At 60.3% G+C, this 16,895-nt stretch carries 14 protein-coding genes and 3 pseudogenes; 13 read left to right on the top strand and 4 right to left on the bottom strand.

The features are described 5' to 3' along the window. Positions 1 to 30 precede the first annotated feature (30 nt). Entirely contained in the window at positions 31 to 1,395 is a 1,365-nt protein-coding gene (locus tag ACZ7GB_RS12315) for an ABC transporter substrate-binding protein (RefSeq protein WP_078520615.1), read from the bottom strand. A 256-nt stretch (positions 1,396 to 1,651) separates the two neighbouring features. Between ACZ7GB_RS12315 and ACZ7GB_RS12310 the strand changes: the two genes are divergently transcribed. The 13 genes and pseudogenes from ACZ7GB_RS12310 to ACZ7GB_RS12250 all read left to right on the top strand — a co-directional run. Continuing rightward, on the top strand, positions 1,652 to 2,683 hold the full coding sequence (locus ACZ7GB_RS12310; protein WP_472158902.1) for a LacI family DNA-binding transcriptional regulator: 1,032 nt from the start codon (positions 1,652 to 1,654) through the stop codon (positions 2,681 to 2,683). 47 nt (positions 2,684 to 2,730) lie between these two features. Further along, the gene (locus tag ACZ7GB_RS12305; RefSeq protein ID WP_472158901.1) at positions 2,731 to 4,059 is read left to right on the top strand and encodes a GH1 family beta-glucosidase; all 1,329 of its coding nucleotides are present in this window, start codon (positions 2,731 to 2,733) and stop codon (positions 4,057 to 4,059) included. Then, positions 4,056 to 5,012 carry a glucokinase gene (locus ACZ7GB_RS12300; RefSeq protein WP_472158899.1) on the top strand — a complete coding sequence of 319 codons (957 nt, stop codon included), beginning with the start codon at positions 4,056 to 4,058 and terminating at the stop codon, positions 5,010 to 5,012. The genes ACZ7GB_RS12305 and ACZ7GB_RS12300 overlap by 4 nt, the downstream gene beginning before the upstream one ends. Positions 5,013 to 5,125: 113 nt before the next feature. Further along, positions 5,126 to 5,416 (top strand): STAS domain-containing protein, encoded by a 291-nt coding sequence (locus ACZ7GB_RS12295; protein ID WP_472158898.1) that lies wholly within the window; start codon positions 5,126 to 5,128, stop codon positions 5,414 to 5,416. Continuing rightward, positions 5,407 to 5,772, top strand: a complete 366-nt coding sequence (locus tag ACZ7GB_RS12290; protein WP_078520611.1) for a response regulator — start codon at positions 5,407 to 5,409, stop codon at positions 5,770 to 5,772. The genes ACZ7GB_RS12295 and ACZ7GB_RS12290 overlap by 10 nt, the downstream gene beginning before the upstream one ends. A 10-nt stretch (positions 5,773 to 5,782) precedes the next feature. Then, positions 5,783 to 8,020 (top strand): chemotaxis protein CheA, encoded by a 2,238-nt coding sequence (locus ACZ7GB_RS12285; protein WP_472158896.1) that lies wholly within the window; start codon positions 5,783 to 5,785, stop codon positions 8,018 to 8,020. A gap of 3 nt (positions 8,021 to 8,023) precedes the next feature. Continuing rightward, complete coding sequence (locus ACZ7GB_RS12280; protein WP_347431153.1) at positions 8,024 to 8,494, top strand: chemotaxis protein CheW; 471 nt, start codon at positions 8,024 to 8,026, stop codon at positions 8,492 to 8,494. Then, complete coding sequence (locus tag ACZ7GB_RS12275; RefSeq protein WP_472158895.1) at positions 8,491 to 9,330, top strand: CheR family methyltransferase; 840 nt, start codon at positions 8,491 to 8,493, stop codon at positions 9,328 to 9,330. The genes ACZ7GB_RS12280 and ACZ7GB_RS12275 overlap by 4 nt, the downstream gene beginning before the upstream one ends. 24 nt (positions 9,331 to 9,354) lie before the next feature. Next, positions 9,355 to 9,741: a response regulator gene (locus ACZ7GB_RS12270; protein WP_078550485.1), complete on the top strand. Its 387-nt coding sequence runs from the start codon at positions 9,355 to 9,357 to the stop codon at positions 9,739 to 9,741. Then, positions 9,741 to 10,103, top strand: coding sequence for a hypothetical protein (locus ACZ7GB_RS12265; protein ID WP_078550487.1), 363 nt, complete (start codon positions 9,741 to 9,743; stop codon positions 10,101 to 10,103). The genes ACZ7GB_RS12270 and ACZ7GB_RS12265 overlap by 1 nt, the downstream gene beginning before the upstream one ends. A gap of 41 nt (positions 10,104 to 10,144) precedes the next feature. Next, positions 10,145 to 11,024: pseudogene (locus tag ACZ7GB_RS12260) on the top strand (transposase); the annotation flags it as partial. Positions 11,025 to 11,087: 63 nt separating this feature from the next. Further along, a pseudogene (locus ACZ7GB_RS12255) lies at positions 11,088 to 11,780 on the top strand (integrase core domain-containing protein). Between the two features lie 13 nt (positions 11,781 to 11,793). Continuing rightward, a pseudogene (locus ACZ7GB_RS12250) lies at positions 11,794 to 12,078 on the top strand (IS3 family transposase); the annotation flags it as partial. 80 nt (positions 12,079 to 12,158) lie between these two features. Here ACZ7GB_RS12250 and ACZ7GB_RS12245 read toward each other — a convergent pair. The 3 genes from ACZ7GB_RS12245 to ACZ7GB_RS12235 are packed head-to-tail and all read right to left on the bottom strand — an operon-like array spanning position 12,159 to position 16,815. Further along, positions 12,159 to 12,680: a chemotaxis protein CheD gene (locus ACZ7GB_RS12245; protein WP_472158893.1), complete on the bottom strand. Its 522-nt coding sequence runs from the start codon at positions 12,678 to 12,680 to the stop codon at positions 12,159 to 12,161. Further along, on the bottom strand, positions 12,677 to 13,741 hold the full coding sequence (locus tag ACZ7GB_RS12240) for a protein-glutamate methylesterase/protein-glutamine glutaminase (RefSeq protein WP_274963627.1): 1,065 nt from the start codon (positions 13,739 to 13,741) through the stop codon (positions 12,677 to 12,679). Before ACZ7GB_RS12240 ends, ACZ7GB_RS12245 begins: the two co-directional genes overlap by 4 nt. Positions 13,742 to 13,761: 20 nt before the next feature. Further along, entirely contained in the window at positions 13,762 to 16,815 is a 3,054-nt protein-coding gene (locus ACZ7GB_RS12235) for a methyl-accepting chemotaxis protein (protein WP_472158892.1), read from the bottom strand. Between the last annotated feature and the right edge of the window lie 80 nt (positions 16,816 to 16,895).

Here is a 16,895-nt window from a genome sequence, read left to right as displayed (position 1 = left end):
GGAGAACGGCTCCGGGGGCGCAGGCGTTACTTACTTCTGGATGCTGTCCCAGCGCTTCTGAACCGCGTCTGCGGCCTCTTGCGCGGTCTCGTCGCCGGTGGTGTAGGCGACCATCGCTTTCCAGAACGCATCCGTGCCGATCTCGCCCGGCATCTGGTCCGACCCGTCGAAGCGGAAGGTCGTCGCGTCCAGCAGGATCGAATTCATGTGACGCTGCACGTCATTGGCGAAGGCCGCCGGATTGACGTTCTTGTTCGGCGTCAGGAAGCCCGATTGCGCCATCCAGATTTCCGAGGCGATCGGCGTCTCGAGGAACTTCACGAAGGCTTCGGCGGCCTTGGAGTCCTTGGTGATGCCGAACATCGTGCCCGCGCCGAGAACCGGCTTGCCCAGATCCTTGCTGGCATAGGACGGGAAGTAGAAGAAGTTCACGTCCTGACCCACCTTGGTCCCGTCGGGGAAGAAGGTCGGGATGAAGCTCGCCTGCTTGTGCATGTAGCATTTCGGCGGGAAGTCGAAGAGACCTTTCGGGCTGTCGCGGAAGTCGGTGGTGGCCACCGCCTGCTCGCCGCCTTCCGCGAAGCCGGGGGTCTTGGCGAACCAGCCGTAATCCTTGATCGCCTCGACGACCTTGGGATCGTTGAACTTCAGCTTGTTGGTGACCCAGTCGTCATAGGTTTCGGGCGACTGCGTGCGCAGCATGAAATCCTCGACCCAGTCGGTCGCGGGCCAGCCGGTCGCAGCCCCGGAGCCCAGACCGATACACCACGGCGTGCCGCCATCGGCCTTGATCTGCTCGGTCAGCGCCTTGAGGTCCTCCATCGTCTCGGGAACCTTGTAGCCCGCTTCCTTGAAGTTCTCCGGCACATACCAGACGAGCGATTTCAGGTCCGCCTTGAACGGGAAGGTGAAGGTGTGGTTCTCGCCGTCCTTACCCTTGTAGGTGGACAGGTCCTCCCAGGACTTCCCGGCGGCGTAATTGTTCTTGATCCAGTCACCCGTGCCATCGGGCATCGCCGTCAGGTAGCCCTGCTTGGCCATGTCGGAGGCGAGGCCCGGCTGCGGGAAGACCGCGATGTTCGGCGGCGTGCCAGCCTTCGCGGCGATCACGATATCCTGCTCGAAGCTTTCCGAACCGGAGTAGTTCACCTTGGCGCCGGTCGCGGCCGAGAAATAGGCCAGAACGCTCTCGAAAAGCGCCTTGTCGTTGCCCGTCCACGGGCCGGTGATCGTGAGCGTCTCGCCGCTCAGATCGGTGTCGTTCTTGAATTGATCATAGCTCGCCCAGTCAAACTTGTCGGCATCGCTGCCCGGCGCGAATTTGAGATCCTGCGCGTGAGCGAGCCCCGCCGACAGCGCGAGCGCCGCGATCCCAAGCATCAGATGTTTGGTCATGAAATCCTCCCGGTGTGTCGCGCTTTTTGGCCCAAGGCGACTCGCCCGCCCAAAGCGCTTTGGACAGTTCCGACCGTTTCAGAGCCTCGCGAAGAAGTCAATTGTGCCTGCTCACGCTAAAATCAATTCCGCTTTATATACTCATGACTTACCCAGAAGTTTATGCCGCATCGCAGCATATGCCGCGCCGCACGCGCATCATTGACGCCGTTAGATGCGCACCCTACCCTCTCGATAATCCAAAGCGGTTTGGCTCATGAATCTCAAGACATTGGCACTCGAATTGGGGCTATCGCCCACCACTGTGAGTCGCGCGCTCAACGGCTACCCGGAAGTCTCCGAGGCCACGCGGCGTCGGGTGCGCGAAGCGGCAGAGGCCGCCAATTATCATCCCAACACGCAGGCCAAGCGCCTCGCGACGGGCCGTGCGATGGCCATCGGCCACATCATTCCGATCTCGGACCGCCACGAGATCGTGAATCCGGTTTTCGCGGATTTCATCGCGGGCGCCGGTGAAGTCTATGCGCGTGCGGGCTACGATATGGTCATGACCATCGTGCCCGACGATTCCGAGGCCCGCGCCTATGCTGAGCTGCGCTCGAAAGGGAATGTGGACGGCGTGCTGATTCACGCACCCAAGGTCGAGGATCACCGCATCGCCATGCTCGACGCGCTGGGGCTGCCCTACGTTCTGCACGGGCGCGTCAGCGGATCGGATTCCGCCTTCAGTTGGGTCGATGTGAACAACAAGCGCGCTTTCGAGCGGGCCACGAATTTCCTGCTCGATCTGGGGCATCGCCGGATCGCGCTGATCAACGGCATCGGTGAGATGGATTTCGCCCGCAGGCGCCGGCGCGGCTATGAGGCGGCGCTCAGGGCGCGCGATCTGCCGATCGACCCGGCTCTGATCGTCGAGGGCGAGATGACCGAAGCGCAGGGCCATGATGCGGCGCGCGAGATGCTGCAATGGCCCGACCCGCCGACGGCTTTCCTGACCGCCTCGCTGCTCTCCGCGATGGGCGCGCGGCGCGGCATAGAAGAGGCCGGGTTGGTGATGGGGCGCGACGTCTCGATTGTGACCCATGACGACGAGCTGGGCTATCTGAGAAACGGCACGGCGGAAGAGCCGATCTTCACCGCAACGCGTTCCTCGGTGCGCGAGGCGGGACGACGCTGCGCGGCGCTTCTGATCGAACAGATCGAGAGCGGCGACCGCAGCCCGCGCCATGAATTGATGGAGGCGGTTCTGGTCGTCGGCCAGTCCACCGGGCCGGTCCCCACCCAATGAGGCGCGCTGCGCCCGCAGTTGAAACCAATTTTATATACAGGATGAAGATGCTCCCGAAACGCTCTGATTTTCCTGCCGATTTCCAATTCGGCGTCGCCACCTCCTCTTATCAGATCGAGGGTCATTCCTTCGGCGGTGCGGGCCCGACCCATTGGGACACGTTCGCCGCCACGCCGGGCAATGTCGTGCGCGCCGAGAACGGTGCGGTCGCCTGCGACCACTATCACCGCTGGGAGGAAGACCTCGACCTGATCGCGAATGCGGGGTTCGACATCTACCGCTTCTCGACGTCGTGGGCGCGGGTGATGCCGGAAGGCCGCGGCCCGGTGAACCGCGAGGGGCTGGATTTCTACGACCGGCTGGTCGACGGAATGCTGGAGCGCGGGCTCAAACCGGCCCTCACGCTCTATCACTGGGAACTGCCCGCAGCGCTCGCCGACAAGGGCGGCTGGCGCAATCGCGACATAGCCTCGTGGTTCGCCGATTTCACGCAAGTCATCGCGGATCGGCTCGGCGACCGTATCTGGTCCGCCGCCCCCATCAACGAGCCGTGGTGCGTCGGTTGGCTCAGCCATTTCCTCGGCCATCACGCACCGGGCCTGCGCGACATCCGCGCCACGGCCCATGCGATGCATCACGTGCTGCTCGCCCATGGCAAGTCGATCCGCGTGATGCGCGCGCATGGGATGAAAAACCTCGGCGCGGTGTGCAATCTCGAATACCCGATCCCCGCCGACGAGACGCCCGAGGCCGCGGCGGCCGCCAATCTTTATGACGCCTATTACAACCGCTTCTTCGTGGAGGGCATCTTCAAGGGCCGCTATCCGCAGGAGGTGATGGAGGCCTTCGCCCCACATATGCCGCACAATTGGGAAGACGATTTCGCTCTGATCGGCGAGAAGCTCGACTGGCTAGGCCTAAATTACTACACCTGCAAACGCATCGCGCCCACCGAAGGCCCGTGGCCCGCGCATCACGAGGTCGACGGCCCGCTGCCCAAGACCGCGATGGGCTGGGAGATCTATCCCGAGGGGCTCTATCGGTTCCTGACCCGGCTCTCGCGCGACTACACCGGTGATCTGCCGCTCTACGTCACCGAGAACGGCATGGCCGCGCCCGATGTGGTCGAGGATGGCAAGGTCGAAGACCCGCATCGCATCGCCTATTACCGCGATCACCTCGCCGCCGTCCAGCGCGCGATTGCCGAGGGCGTGCCGGTAAAGGGCTATATCGGCTGGTCGCTGATGGACAATTACGAATGGGCCCTGGGCTATGAGAAGCGCTTCGGGCTCGTCCATGTGGACTTCGACAGCTTGCAGCGCACCCCGAAAGCGTCCTATCTGGCATGGAAAGACGCATTGGGGACCCGCGGATGAGCGAACAGATCACCCTGCTGGCCGATATCGGCGGCACCAATACACGCGTGGCGATGGCCCGCGACGGTAAGCTGATCCATTCCACGATCCGCCGCTTCTCGAACAAGGGGCGCGGGGCGCTGGAGGACATCCTCGAGGAGTATATCCGCGACGAGGATTGCGGCGAGATCGCGGGCGCCTGCGTGGCCGCCGCCGGTCCGGTGCGCGACGACGTGGCCGAGATGACCAATCTCGCCTGGGTGATCCGCGCCGATAATATCGCGCGGCTGACCGGGACCGATCATGTCTTCGTGCTCAACGATCTGCAGGCGCAGGGCCATGCGCTGGGAAGCCTCGCCGAGGATGCCGTGCACTCGATCCTGCCGGGCCTGCCTGCGAAAGAGGGCTCTGCGCGGCTGGTGGTCGGGATCGGCACCGGGTTCAACGCAGCTCCGGTGCATGAGGGGCCCGGCGGGCGCGTCGTGCCGCCCTCTGAGGCAGGCCACACCACCTTGCCGATCGAGACCGAGGAGGATTTCGCGCTCAAGACCTATCTCGATGCGAAACACGATTTCGCCAGTGTCGAGCATGTCGTGTCGGGGCGCGGTCTGGAACGGCTCTACGCCTATCTCAGAGGCGAGGATGACGCGACCACTTCGGGGCAGGAGATCCTCGAAGCGATCACCCGTGGCGAGGAAACCGCCGTCGCGGCAGGCCAGCTTTTCGTTCAGATGCTGGGCCGGGTCGTGGGCGATCTGGCGCTGACCCACCTGCCCTTCGGCGGCATCTACCTGATCGGCGGGGCTGCGCGCGGCGTGGTCCCGTGGCTCGACGAGTTCGGTTTCGCCGAGGCGATGCAGGCCAAGGGGCGCTTCTCGGAATTCCTGCGTGCCTTCCCGGTCAGCGTGGTCGAAGACGACTATGCAGCGCTTCAGGGCTGCGCCTCCTATCTTTCTTCGCGCATGGTGCGATAGGCGCGTTTCCGTCAAGGCTATTTTAACGGCTTGGTCTTAGACCTCTTTCACGGATGTGTTTGAAAGAGGTTGCCGATGCGTACGCTCTGCCTTCGTGACTTTGTGGTGGCGCCATGACCGCGCTTGCCCTGCCCGACCGGATCGACCTTGCGACCGTGCGCCCCCTGCAGGCGTCGCTGCAATGCGTGGCGACGGAAGATGTCGCCCTAGATGCCTCCAGCGTGACCCATTTCGGCGCGCTGGGGCTGCAATTGCTGCTCTCTGCGGCGAAGACCGCCCGCAACGCAGGTCACCGCCTCGAGATCGCCGAAAGTTCGGAGGCGTTCGACAGCGCCCTGACCCGGTTCGGCGTCTCGCATGAGGATCTCCAGCACCTGCCGGATGCGGAGGCCCCATGTCACTGAAAGTTCTCGCGGTCGATGACAGTCGCACCATTCGCGACATGCTCAAGCTCACCCTCGAACATGCCGGGATGGAGCTCTACCTCGCCGAAGACGGCGTGCACGGGCTAGAGGTGCTCGACGGGCTGGAGCCTGACGCGATCATCTCTGACATCAACATGCCGCGCCTCGACGGGTTCGGCTTCATCGAGGCCGTGCGCGGGCAGGACCGCCACCGCGCGACCCCGATCCTCGTCCTCACCACCGAATCCGCGGCCGAGCTGAAAGCCCGCGCCCGCGCCGCCGGGGCGACCGGCTGGATCGTGAAGCCCTTCGACCCGACCAAACTGGTCAAGGCGCTCAACATGGTTGCCGGATAAGGAGTGCGACATGTCCGACCCGATGGCAGAAATCAAAGCATCGTTCTTCATCGAATGTGAAGAGCTGCTCGAAAGCCTGCAAGATGCGCTCTCCGATCTCGACGAGGACGCTGACGATGGGGAGACGATCAATGTCGTCTTCCGGGCGGTCCATTCGATCAAGGGCGGCGCAGGCGCGTTCGGGCTCGATGCGCTTGTCGCTTTTGCGCATCGGTTCGAAACCGTTTTGGACGAGCTACGCGCCGGGAGGCTCGACCTGACACCTGAGGCGGTGAAACTCTTTTTTCAGGCGGCCGATCTGCTTGCAGACGAAATCCACGCCGCGCGCGAAGGGGCTTCCGAACCCGAGGACGCCGAGGAATGCCTTCAGGCACTTGAGGCGCTTTTGGGGGATCGCGGAGCTGCACATACGGCTGATGCGGAAGACGAGACCGAGGCCGCGGACTTTCAGCCGATGGGCCTCGCGCTAGACCTCGACTTCGATTTAACGCCAGAGGATGCGTCCCCGACCGGCTTCACCTTGCAGTTCCGCCCGGACGGCGCGCTCTATGCCTCGGGCAACGAGCCGCTGCAGCTCCTCCGCGCCCTCGCCGAGATTGCGGAGGTCTCGATCATGACCGACGCATCGGCGGTCCCGCCACTCGATGCGCTCGACCCTGAGGAGAACCATCTGAGCTGGACCGTCCAGATCACGGGGGATTTAACGGAAGACGAAATCCGGGAAGTGTTCGAATTCGTCGAAGACGTCTGCCAGATCGAAATTTCATCGATGCCAAAGTCATCTGAAACGCCCCTCCCGGAGCTGCCCGAAATAGATGGCGAACCGTCCGTCGACACTGACGAAGATGAGAAATTTGAACCCGAGGCGGAAGTGAATGGCCCCGTTAGCGTCAATCCCGCGCCGCCTCCAACCGATGACATAGCAAAGATCGCAACCGAAGCTCCCGCGCTCACGCCTGACCCGGGTCCGGCCGAGCAACAGGCAGAGGCCGCGAAGCCCTCCGCCGCTCAGCCTGCGGCAGCCAACACCGCTCCCGCTACAGAGCCCGGCGCCACCGTGCGCGTCGATATCGAGCGCATCGACCGCTTGGTGAACCTCGTCGGCGAGTTGGTGATCAACCAAGCCATGCTTGCCCAATCCGTCGCCGAAGCCGGTCTGCCGCCAAACTCCGCCGTGAATACCGGGCTCGAAGCCTTCATGATGCTAACCCGTGACATTCAGGACAGCGTGATGATGATCCGCGCTCAGCCGGTCAAGCCGCTGTTCCAGCGGATGGCCCGGATCGTGCGCGAAGCCTCTTCAGCGATCGGCAAGGATGTCCGTCTCAAAACCGAAGGTGAAACAACCGAGGTCGACAAGACTGTCATCGAGCGCCTCGCCGATCCGCTCACCCATATGATCCGAAACGCCGTAGATCATGGCCTCGAATCTCCCGACATGCGCGAAGCCGCTGGCAAACCGCGCGAAGGCATCGTCACCCTCTCCGCTCACCACCGATCCGGCCGCGTCGTGATCGAAGTCAGTGATGATGGTGGTGGCATCGACCGCAAGAAGGTCTTCGAAAAAGCCATCGAAAAGGGGCTTGTCACCCCGGATGCCCAGCTTTCCGACAGCGAAATTGACAACCTTCTCTTCCTGCCCGGTTTCTCTACCGCGGACCAGGTTTCCGCGCTCTCTGGCCGCGGCGTCGGCATGGATGTCGTGAAAAGCTCGATCCAATCGCTAGGGGGTCGGATTTCGATCACCTCTGAACCCGGAAAGGGCAGCTGTTTCTCAATTTCCTTACCACTGACCCTAGCCGTGCTCGACGGAATGGTCGTCAATGTCGCGGGCGAAACCCTCGTGGTGCCGCTCTCCTCGATCCTCGAAACCGCGACGCTCACAAGCGAAGACATCCGCGCGCTCGGTCCATCGACGAACGTCATCCATCTGCGGGGCGCCTTCGTCCCCCTTTTCGATCTCGGTGCAGAACTCGGATACCGCGCACCGAAGCGCTCGTATAGCGGCGACGTCGTTCTGCTCACCGCTCAGGAAGATGGCGCCCGTTCCGCCCTCGTCGTCGATTCAATCCTCGAGCAGCGCCAGGTTGTGATCAAGGGGCTGCAGCAGTCCTACGGTCACATCCCGGGCGTCGCTGCCGCCACGATTCTCGGCGACGGTCAAATCGCGCTCATTCTTGATCCCGCCGATCTCGTCCAATCCGCATCGGGCAATACCCGCGCCATTGATCTCTCACTCGCAGGATAAGCCATGACCGAAGATACCATACCGAAAACCGAAGGCTTAGAGGTTGAGCTTCTCTCCTTCCGCCTCGGTGAAGAAGAATACAGCGTCGACATAATGTCCGTGCGCGAAATTCGAGGCTGGACCCGCGCAACGCCGCTCCCTCACGCCCCGGCATTTGTTCGCGGCGTGATCAATCTGCGCGGTACAGTTCTGCCCGTCGTTGACCTTTCCATCCGTCTCGGCATGGAACCGGTCGCCGGCGATGCACGCAACGTTATCATTGTCGTCCAGGTCGCCGGCCAAACTGCAGGACTTCTCGTCGATGCGGTCTCGGACATCCTGGCGCTGCCCCGCTCGGAAATGCAATCTCCGCCCGACCTTAATGCCGACATCTCGCAACGATATATCTCTGCGCTCACGATCGTGGAAGGCCGGATGATCAGGATTCTCGATCTCACTTCGGTGTTGCCACAAGAGGCGATTGAAGCAGCATGAACGTGCCCCTGTCCACATTGGGGCAGGTCGCACCGACCGAGTCCGAATTCAGAGCTATCGCTCAGCTCCTGCACGACACGACGGGCATTGTGCTTGCGCCCGGAAAATCTTCGATGGTGCAAAGCCGTCTTGCAAAGAGACTTCGGACCTTGGGGCTCGCGCAATACAAAGACTATATCGCTCTCGTGACCTCCGAATCTGGTCGCGAAGAGCGTCGACAAATGGTGTCCGCACTCACCACAAACGTGACCCATTTCTTCCGCGAGAACCATCATTTCGAATCTTTGCGCCGTATCGTTCTTCCCACCCTCTTGGAAACTGCAAGGAATGGTGGTCGCGTTCGGCTCTGGTCTGCGGGATCGTCGAACGGACAAGAAGCCTATTCGATAGCCATGACGATTGCCGAATGCGCGCCTGATTTTGCGAAGCTAGACCTTCGGATACTCGCAACCGACATCGACCCTCTTATGATCGCAGCAGGGTCGAAGGGTTTCTATCCCGCGACCGCAGTTGCGGCTGTGCCCGAGACTTTGCGAAAGAAATATTTCCGACCGGAGGGTGAAGACTTTCAGATCATCTCAGAGCTCCGCGATATCGTGAAGTTTCGCGAACTCAATCTTCACAATCCTTGGCCAATGCGCGGAAAATTTGACGTGATCTTCTGCCGCAACGTCGTCATCTATTTCGCGCCCGAGGCACAAGTCAGTCTTTGGGAACGGTTTGAGGAACAGCTAGCGCCAGGCGGATACTTGTTTGTTGGCCATTCGGAAAGGGTGACAGATGGCGATCAGTCTAAACTCAGAACAGCTGGTGTCACCTCTTATAAACTGACTTAACCTAACTGGACAGGATCGCATTTTATGGCATTACGAGACCAATTACGCATCCTCGTGGTCGATGACATGTCGACAAGCCGCGGGCTCATCATGCAGGCGCTTGACGCGATGGGAATCCGGCAGGTCGGATACGCAACCGACGGCAAAAGCGCGCTCCAGATCCTCGAAGCCAAGCCTGTCCATCTTGTGATTTCTGACTATAACATGCCGGGAATGGACGGACTGCAATTCCTTCAGGCGATGCGAAAGGATGCTCGCACAAAGGGGTTAGGCTTCATCCTGATCACCGGGCGGGCCGATCGTGAAGTCATCGATACGGGTCGACGGTTCGGGATGAATAACTTCATCAAGAAACCATTCACTCCGCCCGAACTAAAAGCGTGTATTGAAGCAGTTGTAGGACGTTTGTAATGCAACAGCAGGCACGCCGAGTTCCGCTTGCTGATCTAATTGCGCGCGTCGGGCGTGAACTGGAAGCGCTCGCTCGCATGTCGATTTCACTCCAGCGTGCCCTTTCGGCGAGCGGGATCGACAGCAGCCTTGCTCCGCAGATCATTCGCGAGTTACAAAGCATTGATCGCATCAGCCAATCGCTCGAAGATCTCGGGGTGTTCGTCAGCACACTAGCTGAACAGATTTCACCCGACTTAGCCTGTGATGCGGACCCAATTTTCGCCTCGCTTCGACTTCAAGATCTCGCTGATGCACTCGATCCGCAGCACTTCACGGAAATTGAAACGCGCGCCTCAGAAGGTGACGTCAGTTGGCTTTGATTGAATAGCCCCGTGTATCGTGGACGCCTTCTTTGCTAATTTTGAGGCAAGGAGGCCATGATGAGCGGCGACCCACGTTCAGCGACGATTTCAAGCGAGATGCCGTCGCGCAGCTCTCGGAGAGGAGTTACCCGGTCAGGGAGGTAGCCGAGCGCTTGGGCGTGAGCCAATACTCCCTCTACTTCTGAAAGAAGAAGTTCTCGAAAGCCTCGACTGGCGACTCGGAGAAGGATGCCGAGATCCGTCGGCTCAAGCGTGACCTCCTGAGAGTGATGGCGGAGCGGGACATTAAAAAAAAGTGCGAGCCATTGTCCGCCATTGGTCCGAGGACGATGGCGAGCGCCTATTTCGCCAGGGATGCCAAGTGAGATACGCGTTCGTGGCCGAGCATCGCGGGCAGTTCTCTATTCGGGCGATGTGGCGTTGCTTACGTATCCAGCCGAGTGGCTTCTACGCGTGGCTGAAGGCCCCACTGAGCAAGCGAGCTCGAGAAGACGAGCGGCAGATTGCGCTGCTGAAGGAGGCATGGGTGGAAAACGGCAAGGTCTGTGGTCACCGCAAGCTACATGACGACCTTCTCGAGCCGGGCGAAAGCATCTGCCTGAACCGGGTCGCCCTTTTGGCCAGGCTGGCGGGCATCAAGGCGCAGATCGACAACACTCTAGACCGACAGTTCAGCGTGGCGACACCGGATAAGGCCTGGGTGACCGAGATTTCCTATCCGCAAACAGGAAGGTTTCGCCTATCTCGCCGTGGTCATTGATGGTCGTCAGGAAAACGATCCCCCGGATCGTTTTCTCATCCTCATCTTTCTCGCGTCGTGTCGTCGGCTGGGCAATGCAGAGCCGCCAGACGACAGACGTTGTCCTGCAAGCGCTACTCATGGCGCCATGCCGGAGGAAACCCCGCGCAAAGGTTTTGTGACCTGCCACAGTTTTTTTCCTCCACCATCGATTAGATTCCGACCCAACTTAAGGATGGACAATGAGGCGAACGAGATTCACGGACGAGCAGATCATCGGCGTCCTAGCCGAACACGAGGCAGGCGTGAAGTGCGCGGACCTGTGCCGCAAGCACGGCATGTCGGAAGGGAACTTCTATAACTGGAAGGTGAAGTTCGGCGGCATGACGGTGCCGAAGGCAAAGCGGCTGAAGACGCTCGAAGACGAGAACGCCAAACTGAAGAAGCTGCTGGCCGAGCAGATGCCGGACTTGGCGCCGATGAAGGAACTGGTTTCAAAAAAGTGGTGACGATGAGCCATGTCATGCCATTGGTCCGAGGACAATGGCGAGGGGCACGGAACTGACCTCCAACGCCATCCTGCGGTGGTGTGCCGAGCACCGGATCGAATGGCACTACATCGCGCCGGGCAAGCCGATGCGAGACACGGCTTCGTGGAGAGTTTCAACGGCCGGATTCGCGATGAGCTGCTCAACGAGACCATGTTCCGTAACTTGGCTCATGCGCGCGTCATGATCGCCGCTTGGGCTGCCGACTTCAACACCGAGCGTCCGCATTCGGCCTTGGATTACGAGACCCCGGCTGACTACGCGCGGGTACTGACCACCGCAATCGCCCGCGCCGCTACGCGAGATGACAACTCCGCGCGTCAGGCGATTGCTCAACCTACGCCGATCGGCGTAAATACCAACCGGGCTCCGGTCGCTGCTGAATGAAAGACCCGTGGCGGGTCAGCTGATCCACTCGGACCAGGGAAGCCATTTCACCAGCATGGACTGGGCGGCGTTCCTGCGAGCCCACAACCTGGAGCACTCGATGAACCGCCGTGGGAACTGCCATGATAACGCGGTAGCTGAGAGCTTCTTTAACTTGCTCAAGCGTGAGCGGATCAGACGACGGACCTACCGAACACGCGAAGAAGCCAGACAGGATGTGTTCGACTACATCGAGATGTTCTACAATCAAAAGCGCACGCACGCCCGGAACGGAATGCTATCGCCCGTCGACTTTTAGCGGCAGCAGAAACTGAAACACGAAGGCGCCTGAGAAATGCGGGGCTATTCATTTGACATGTATTGCTGCCATCCAACACGTCAGAACAGTTCGATTTCGCGAGTCGGCGCGGGCGTAACATCGCGCTCAAAGACTTCTGCATTACCAAGCATTTTCTGGCGCGCGCGGCCAGTATCGGGCCAGAACTCTACCCTACGCGCTTGAGAACCGCCCAAACTCTGGCTGACACATGTGATACGCTCCTTAGCTAGGAACGCGATTGAGAACTCGCTATTCTTAAAGCCGATGTCCGAGAGGCCGTTGACCATGCGCGCACCACCAAATAGCTTCGCACGTAGATCACTGCGCTGCGCCCCGTGTTTAATAAGTTCATTGATCAAAAGCTCCATTGCATTCACGCCGAAGCTTGCCGCTTGAAAGGTTGAACCAGTCGTATTCGGCAATAGAAAGTGGTTCATACCACCGACCTGCGCATTTTCATCGTAGAGACAACAGGCGACACAAGAGCCGAGGATCGTTGTAATAGATTGCGCGCCCTTGCCGGCGACGAGAAACTCGCCTTGCGAAATATGGATCGGTCTGTCTGTGGAAACTGCATTCATGTTTCACCTACTCGCCTGACCTTTGCCGGGCTCTGAGCACATCTCCTGAGAATTTCTGGGGCGATTTTTTCTAGGGCCACCGAATAGGACGCCGCGCCAATTTCGAGCGCTGCCCTCGGCATTCCAAAAACAGTCGACGTCTCCTTGTCTTGGGCAAAACAATGTGCACCGGCTCGGCGCAAGAGCATCATCCCCTCTGCGCCATCTCGGCCCATACCGGTGAGTAAAACGACGACGGCATTCGTAGCCATATCCAGTGCGGATTCGAACAGAATATCCACCGACGGTCGATGTCCGTTTCGCTTCTCGCTTTCAAGCAATGACAGGTAAGGTGTTCTGTCATTTTGAACCGTGAGATGCGTCGGGCCACCAGGCGCAAGATAGACTTGCCCTTGTGCGAGAGGGAGGCCCGTTTGGCCAAGCCGCACACTTGGCGCGATGATACGATCGAGCCGTTCGGCGAAGCTCGCGAGGAAGCTCTCTGGCATGTGCTGCGCTATGAGCGTGGGCGGGCAATTTTCAGGAAATCCCTTCAAGATCGTCTCGAGGGCGTCAACGCCGCCGGTCGAGGACCCGATCAGCACGATTTGACCGGCCCAGTGAAAGTTTCGTGCGGGCCTCACCGCAGCTCGCTCGACCCCACTCTGAGGCAGGCGCGCGTTTGCTGCCGCAAGAAGAATATCTGGAAGCGTCTCAAAACTCTTTTCGAGGTGACCGGACCTCGGCTTTCCCACGCAATCGATCGCACCGAGGGCGAGCGCTTCGATTGCGGCGCGCGATCCGCTATGGGTTTCCGTCGACACCATGACGACAGGCATCGGTCTCAAACGCATGAGACGTTCAAGAAAATCGAGGCCGTTCATCCGCGGCATCTCGACATCGAGCGTGATCACATCCGGCGAAAGCGCTTTAATTTTTTCACGCGCCTCAAACGCGTCCGCCGCTTCGCCGACGACGACTAGGCGCGCGTCGTTTGCCAGACGCGCTCGAATAAGTTGACGCATCGTAGCCGAGTCATCGACGATGAGAACTTTCTTGGCGAGCGGCAATTCGTTTGGCATCGCGTGTCTTTCGTGCGAATTCAAAACTCTTCCCAGTCTTCAGGTGAAAAGGTGGTACCGCGCGGAGCGGTTTCGCCCACCGCTTGCGGAAGTTCACGGCCTCCTTCGCTTGCCTGAACCCCATGTTGATTTTGCGCCAACAGAGTGCTCTCGCCTTCGTTTGACGTCGTCCGCATACTGACTTTGAACTGGGCAGTGATGTCGCGCAGGGATGTCGCATTTGTCATCAGAGCGTGACTGGCCGCGGTCGTTTCTTCGAACATTGCTGCGTTTTGTTGCGTCACCTGATCCAGCTGATTCACCGCGGTATTTATCTCTTTCAGCCCCTCTGCCTGCTCATGGGCACCGCCCGCTATTTCAGAGACACGCGCCGAAATATCGACGACAGCGTTAAGAATTTCCGTGAGCGCACGGCCGGTTTCGCCGACGAGGCCCACGCCTCGGGTCACCTGTTCGCTCGACGCGGTGATCAGGGTGTCGATTTCGCGTGCGGCTTCGGAAGACCGTTGCGCGAGGGCGCGTACTTCTGAAGCGACAACGGCGAAACCGCGACCCGCTTCACCGGCGCGCGCGGCTTCGACGCCAGCGTTGAGCGCAAGTAGGTTGGTCTGGAAGGCAATCTCGTCGATCACGCCGATGATCTTGGAAATCTGCTGTGAGCTGGTTTCGATTTCGCTCATCGCCTGTATGGCCTGCTTGACCACTTCACCAGAGATTTCCGCGCTGCTGCGGGCTTCTGACACCACCCGATCCGCTTCAGCCACGCCTTGCGCCGAGGTCGTGACAGACGATGAGAGCTGATCGAGTGCGGCTGCGGTCTCTTCGAGCGTCGCGGCCTGCTGTTCCGTTCTGCGGCTGAGGTCATCAGAGGCAGAGGCGATCTCACTGGCCTCAGTATCGATCGCCGCAGCGTTGTCGATGACTGAAACGATCGCTGCCGCAAGGTTTTGCGCCGCAGCGTTGAAGTCGTTGCGCAACGCCTCGTATTCATCGGAAAACTCCGTGTCGAGCGTCAGGCTCAGATCGCCGCGCGACAGGGCCGCGAGACCGAGCTGAAGCGTCTCGACGACATATTTCTGAGCCTCGAGCAATTTGAGATTTCGCTGTTGTGCGGAGGCAAGCGCGGCTTCCGCGACGGTCACATCACTGGCCATGAGCACGATCTTCATCAAGCGCCCTGCTTTATCCGAGATCGGATTGAGTGAGCCGTCGAGCAGAAAGGTATTGCCCTGAGGGTCACGTATCGAAAAGCGGGCAGTGACGGGCTCACCGGCGGCAATCGAAGGCCAAGGATCACTGCCATCAACCGTGCTTAGCCAGTCCTTCAGTGGCTCTCCCATGAGGTTTGGTGCCTGCCCCCCGAGGAGCGATTGCAGGTTTGCGTTCATTCGAACAACCTTCCCGGCAGGATTGGCCTCGCAAACGAGCTGGCCACGCTCGATGGCCGCGATAAGGGCATCCTTCATCCGTCGTTCGGTCACGTCACGCCACTCGACCACGAACCCCGCCTGATTGCCCTGCCCATCGACGAATTCGGTGACGTCGACGCCAAAACGACCCTCGCCAACCTTGATATCGACATGAAGGGGCAATTGAGTTGGATCCCCAAGCAACGCACGAGCATGTCCCCGATTGGCGTGAAAATCATCCATCGAGCGGCCCACAAGATTCTTGGGGTCAAGGTCAGGACTGACAACGAGAAACTCGTCGATCCGCGACTCGACCAGATCGACGAGCGCGCGATTGACATGGGTGATACGGAAGTCGCGATCGACGATCATCAGGGCGGCGGAGGCGTTGGCATAGGCTGCGCCCTGGCGCGTGGCCTCTCGTTTGATCCCTTCAGACTGATCAAGCTCGTCGCGCAGGTTGCTCAGCGCGGAGGCGATTGCGCCGACTTCGTCGCCACGGCGAGTCTGTGCGATCTCGCTCGCGTAATCGCCTCCGCTGATCTTGCGAATGGATCTTTCGAGGTACTTGAGAGGGCTGGAGACGGATCGTGCCATCCAGGCAGAAAGGGTCGCCAATAGAAGGATGAGCCAGGAGGCGTTGAATAGCATCGCACGGGCAAGTGACGTGGCAGGAGCGAACAGCTCTGCACGGTCTTGCTCGACGACCGCCCAATAGGGCTGATCGAATAGAGTGACCTTTTGGGTTCTCTCGATCGATGGGTGCCCCTGCAAAGAGATCACCTCTTCCTGCGCCTGTTCCACAGCACTCACGGTAGCCGCGGGCAAAACCTCCCCCGGTTTTGGAGCGTTGGCCGGAAAGCGCAGATCGCTCATCAGCCTCCCTTTCCCGTCAATCAGGAAACCTTCACCGGTCTCGCCGATGCCGCGCGGGTTGGCCATGATCCCCCCAAGTTCGGTCATTGGCTTTCGCAAGACCACAGCACCGAGCTTGAGACCATTTCCGCTTCGCACGGGGCGTGCGGCGAAGAACCGACCCTTGGCAAACTCGAAATGCGGGGGGGAAACGGCGACGGTATCGGCCGCCACCATGCCCGTCGGCGCGCTCAACCAATCCAGCGCAGCGGTCGCGGCCTCGATCAGCCCCGCCGGTTCATCCGCAAGCGCGTGACCCATGGCGCTGCGATCGCGCGCGGCAAATACAATGCGACCGTCGCGATCGATAAGATAGAAATCGTTCAGGCCATTCTCTGCCAGAATTTGATCGATGGCGGGACCATAGCGATCCAGTAGCAGGTGGTAGTCTCGGAGCGGACCGCTCACCTCGCCCTCGGATGCACCGGCCTCTGCGGCCCCGGTCCGCAGGCTTTCGATGGCGGGAGGATCGAGCCGGTTGAGGCTCTTGGTGAAATCGTAAAGCGCCCGCGCCGTGTCGGGATTGGCGGCAATCGTGCGGGTATTGGAGGCCAGTGTCTGCGCCCAGTCCTCCGCGAGGGCGACGCGTGCGGCTAGCGTTCGCGTGAGGCGCTGCGTCCCTTCGCTTTCCAGCAGTCCGTAGGCGGTACGATAGGCTGAAATTCCCATGATGGTCAGCGCGACCATGGCAATCGTCACCAGCATCAGCGGCAATTTCAATCCAAGTTTCAGATTGTCGAGAAAGCGCATCAACGTCCTCCGGCGAACTGCGGCAGCGACCCGACCTATCGGGGCAATCGCGATCACCATCAGGAGAAGAGTTGAAGATT

It is taken from the genome of Thioclava sp. PTB-PU3-1 (assembly GCF_055666785.1).
The sequence above is the reverse complement of the archived record's forward strand: the minus strand, read 5'-3'. Positions and strand labels throughout refer to the sequence as shown.

What these genes read in the sequence shown, in the direction of transcription:
- ACZ7GB_RS12285 (WP_472158896.1), top strand. Translation starts at nt 5,783, where the DNA reads ATGTCCGACCCGATGGCAGAAATCAAAGCATCGTTCTTCATCGAATGT.
- ACZ7GB_RS12240 (WP_274963627.1), bottom strand. Translation starts at nt 13,741, where the DNA reads ATGCCAAACGAATTGCCGCTCGCCAAGAAAGTTCTCATCGTCGATGAC.
- ACZ7GB_RS12280 (WP_347431153.1), top strand. Translation starts at nt 8,024, where the DNA reads ATGACCGAAGATACCATACCGAAAACCGAAGGCTTAGAGGTTGAGCTT.
- ACZ7GB_RS12305 (WP_472158901.1), top strand. Translation starts at nt 2,731, where the DNA reads ATGCTCCCGAAACGCTCTGATTTTCCTGCCGATTTCCAATTCGGCGTC.
- ACZ7GB_RS12265 (WP_078550487.1), top strand. Translation starts at nt 9,741, where the DNA reads ATGCAACAGCAGGCACGCCGAGTTCCGCTTGCTGATCTAATTGCGCGC.
- ACZ7GB_RS12315 (WP_078520615.1), bottom strand. Translation starts at nt 1,395, where the DNA reads ATGACCAAACATCTGATGCTTGGGATCGCGGCGCTCGCGCTGTCGGCG.
- ACZ7GB_RS12295 (WP_472158898.1), top strand. Translation starts at nt 5,126, where the DNA reads ATGACCGCGCTTGCCCTGCCCGACCGGATCGACCTTGCGACCGTGCGC.
- ACZ7GB_RS12310 (WP_472158902.1), top strand. Translation starts at nt 1,652, where the DNA reads ATGAATCTCAAGACATTGGCACTCGAATTGGGGCTATCGCCCACCACT.
- ACZ7GB_RS12245 (WP_472158893.1), bottom strand. Translation starts at nt 12,680, where the DNA reads ATGAATGCAGTTTCCACAGACAGACCGATCCATATTTCGCAAGGCGAG.
- ACZ7GB_RS12270 (WP_078550485.1), top strand. Translation starts at nt 9,355, where the DNA reads ATGGCATTACGAGACCAATTACGCATCCTCGTGGTCGATGACATGTCG.
- ACZ7GB_RS12275 (WP_472158895.1), top strand. Translation starts at nt 8,491, where the DNA reads ATGAACGTGCCCCTGTCCACATTGGGGCAGGTCGCACCGACCGAGTCC.
- ACZ7GB_RS12300 (WP_472158899.1), top strand. Translation starts at nt 4,056, where the DNA reads ATGAGCGAACAGATCACCCTGCTGGCCGATATCGGCGGCACCAATACA.
- ACZ7GB_RS12235 (WP_472158892.1), bottom strand. Translation starts at nt 16,815, where the DNA reads ATGCGCTTTCTCGACAATCTGAAACTTGGATTGAAATTGCCGCTGATG.
- ACZ7GB_RS12290 (WP_078520611.1), top strand. Translation starts at nt 5,407, where the DNA reads ATGTCACTGAAAGTTCTCGCGGTCGATGACAGTCGCACCATTCGCGAC.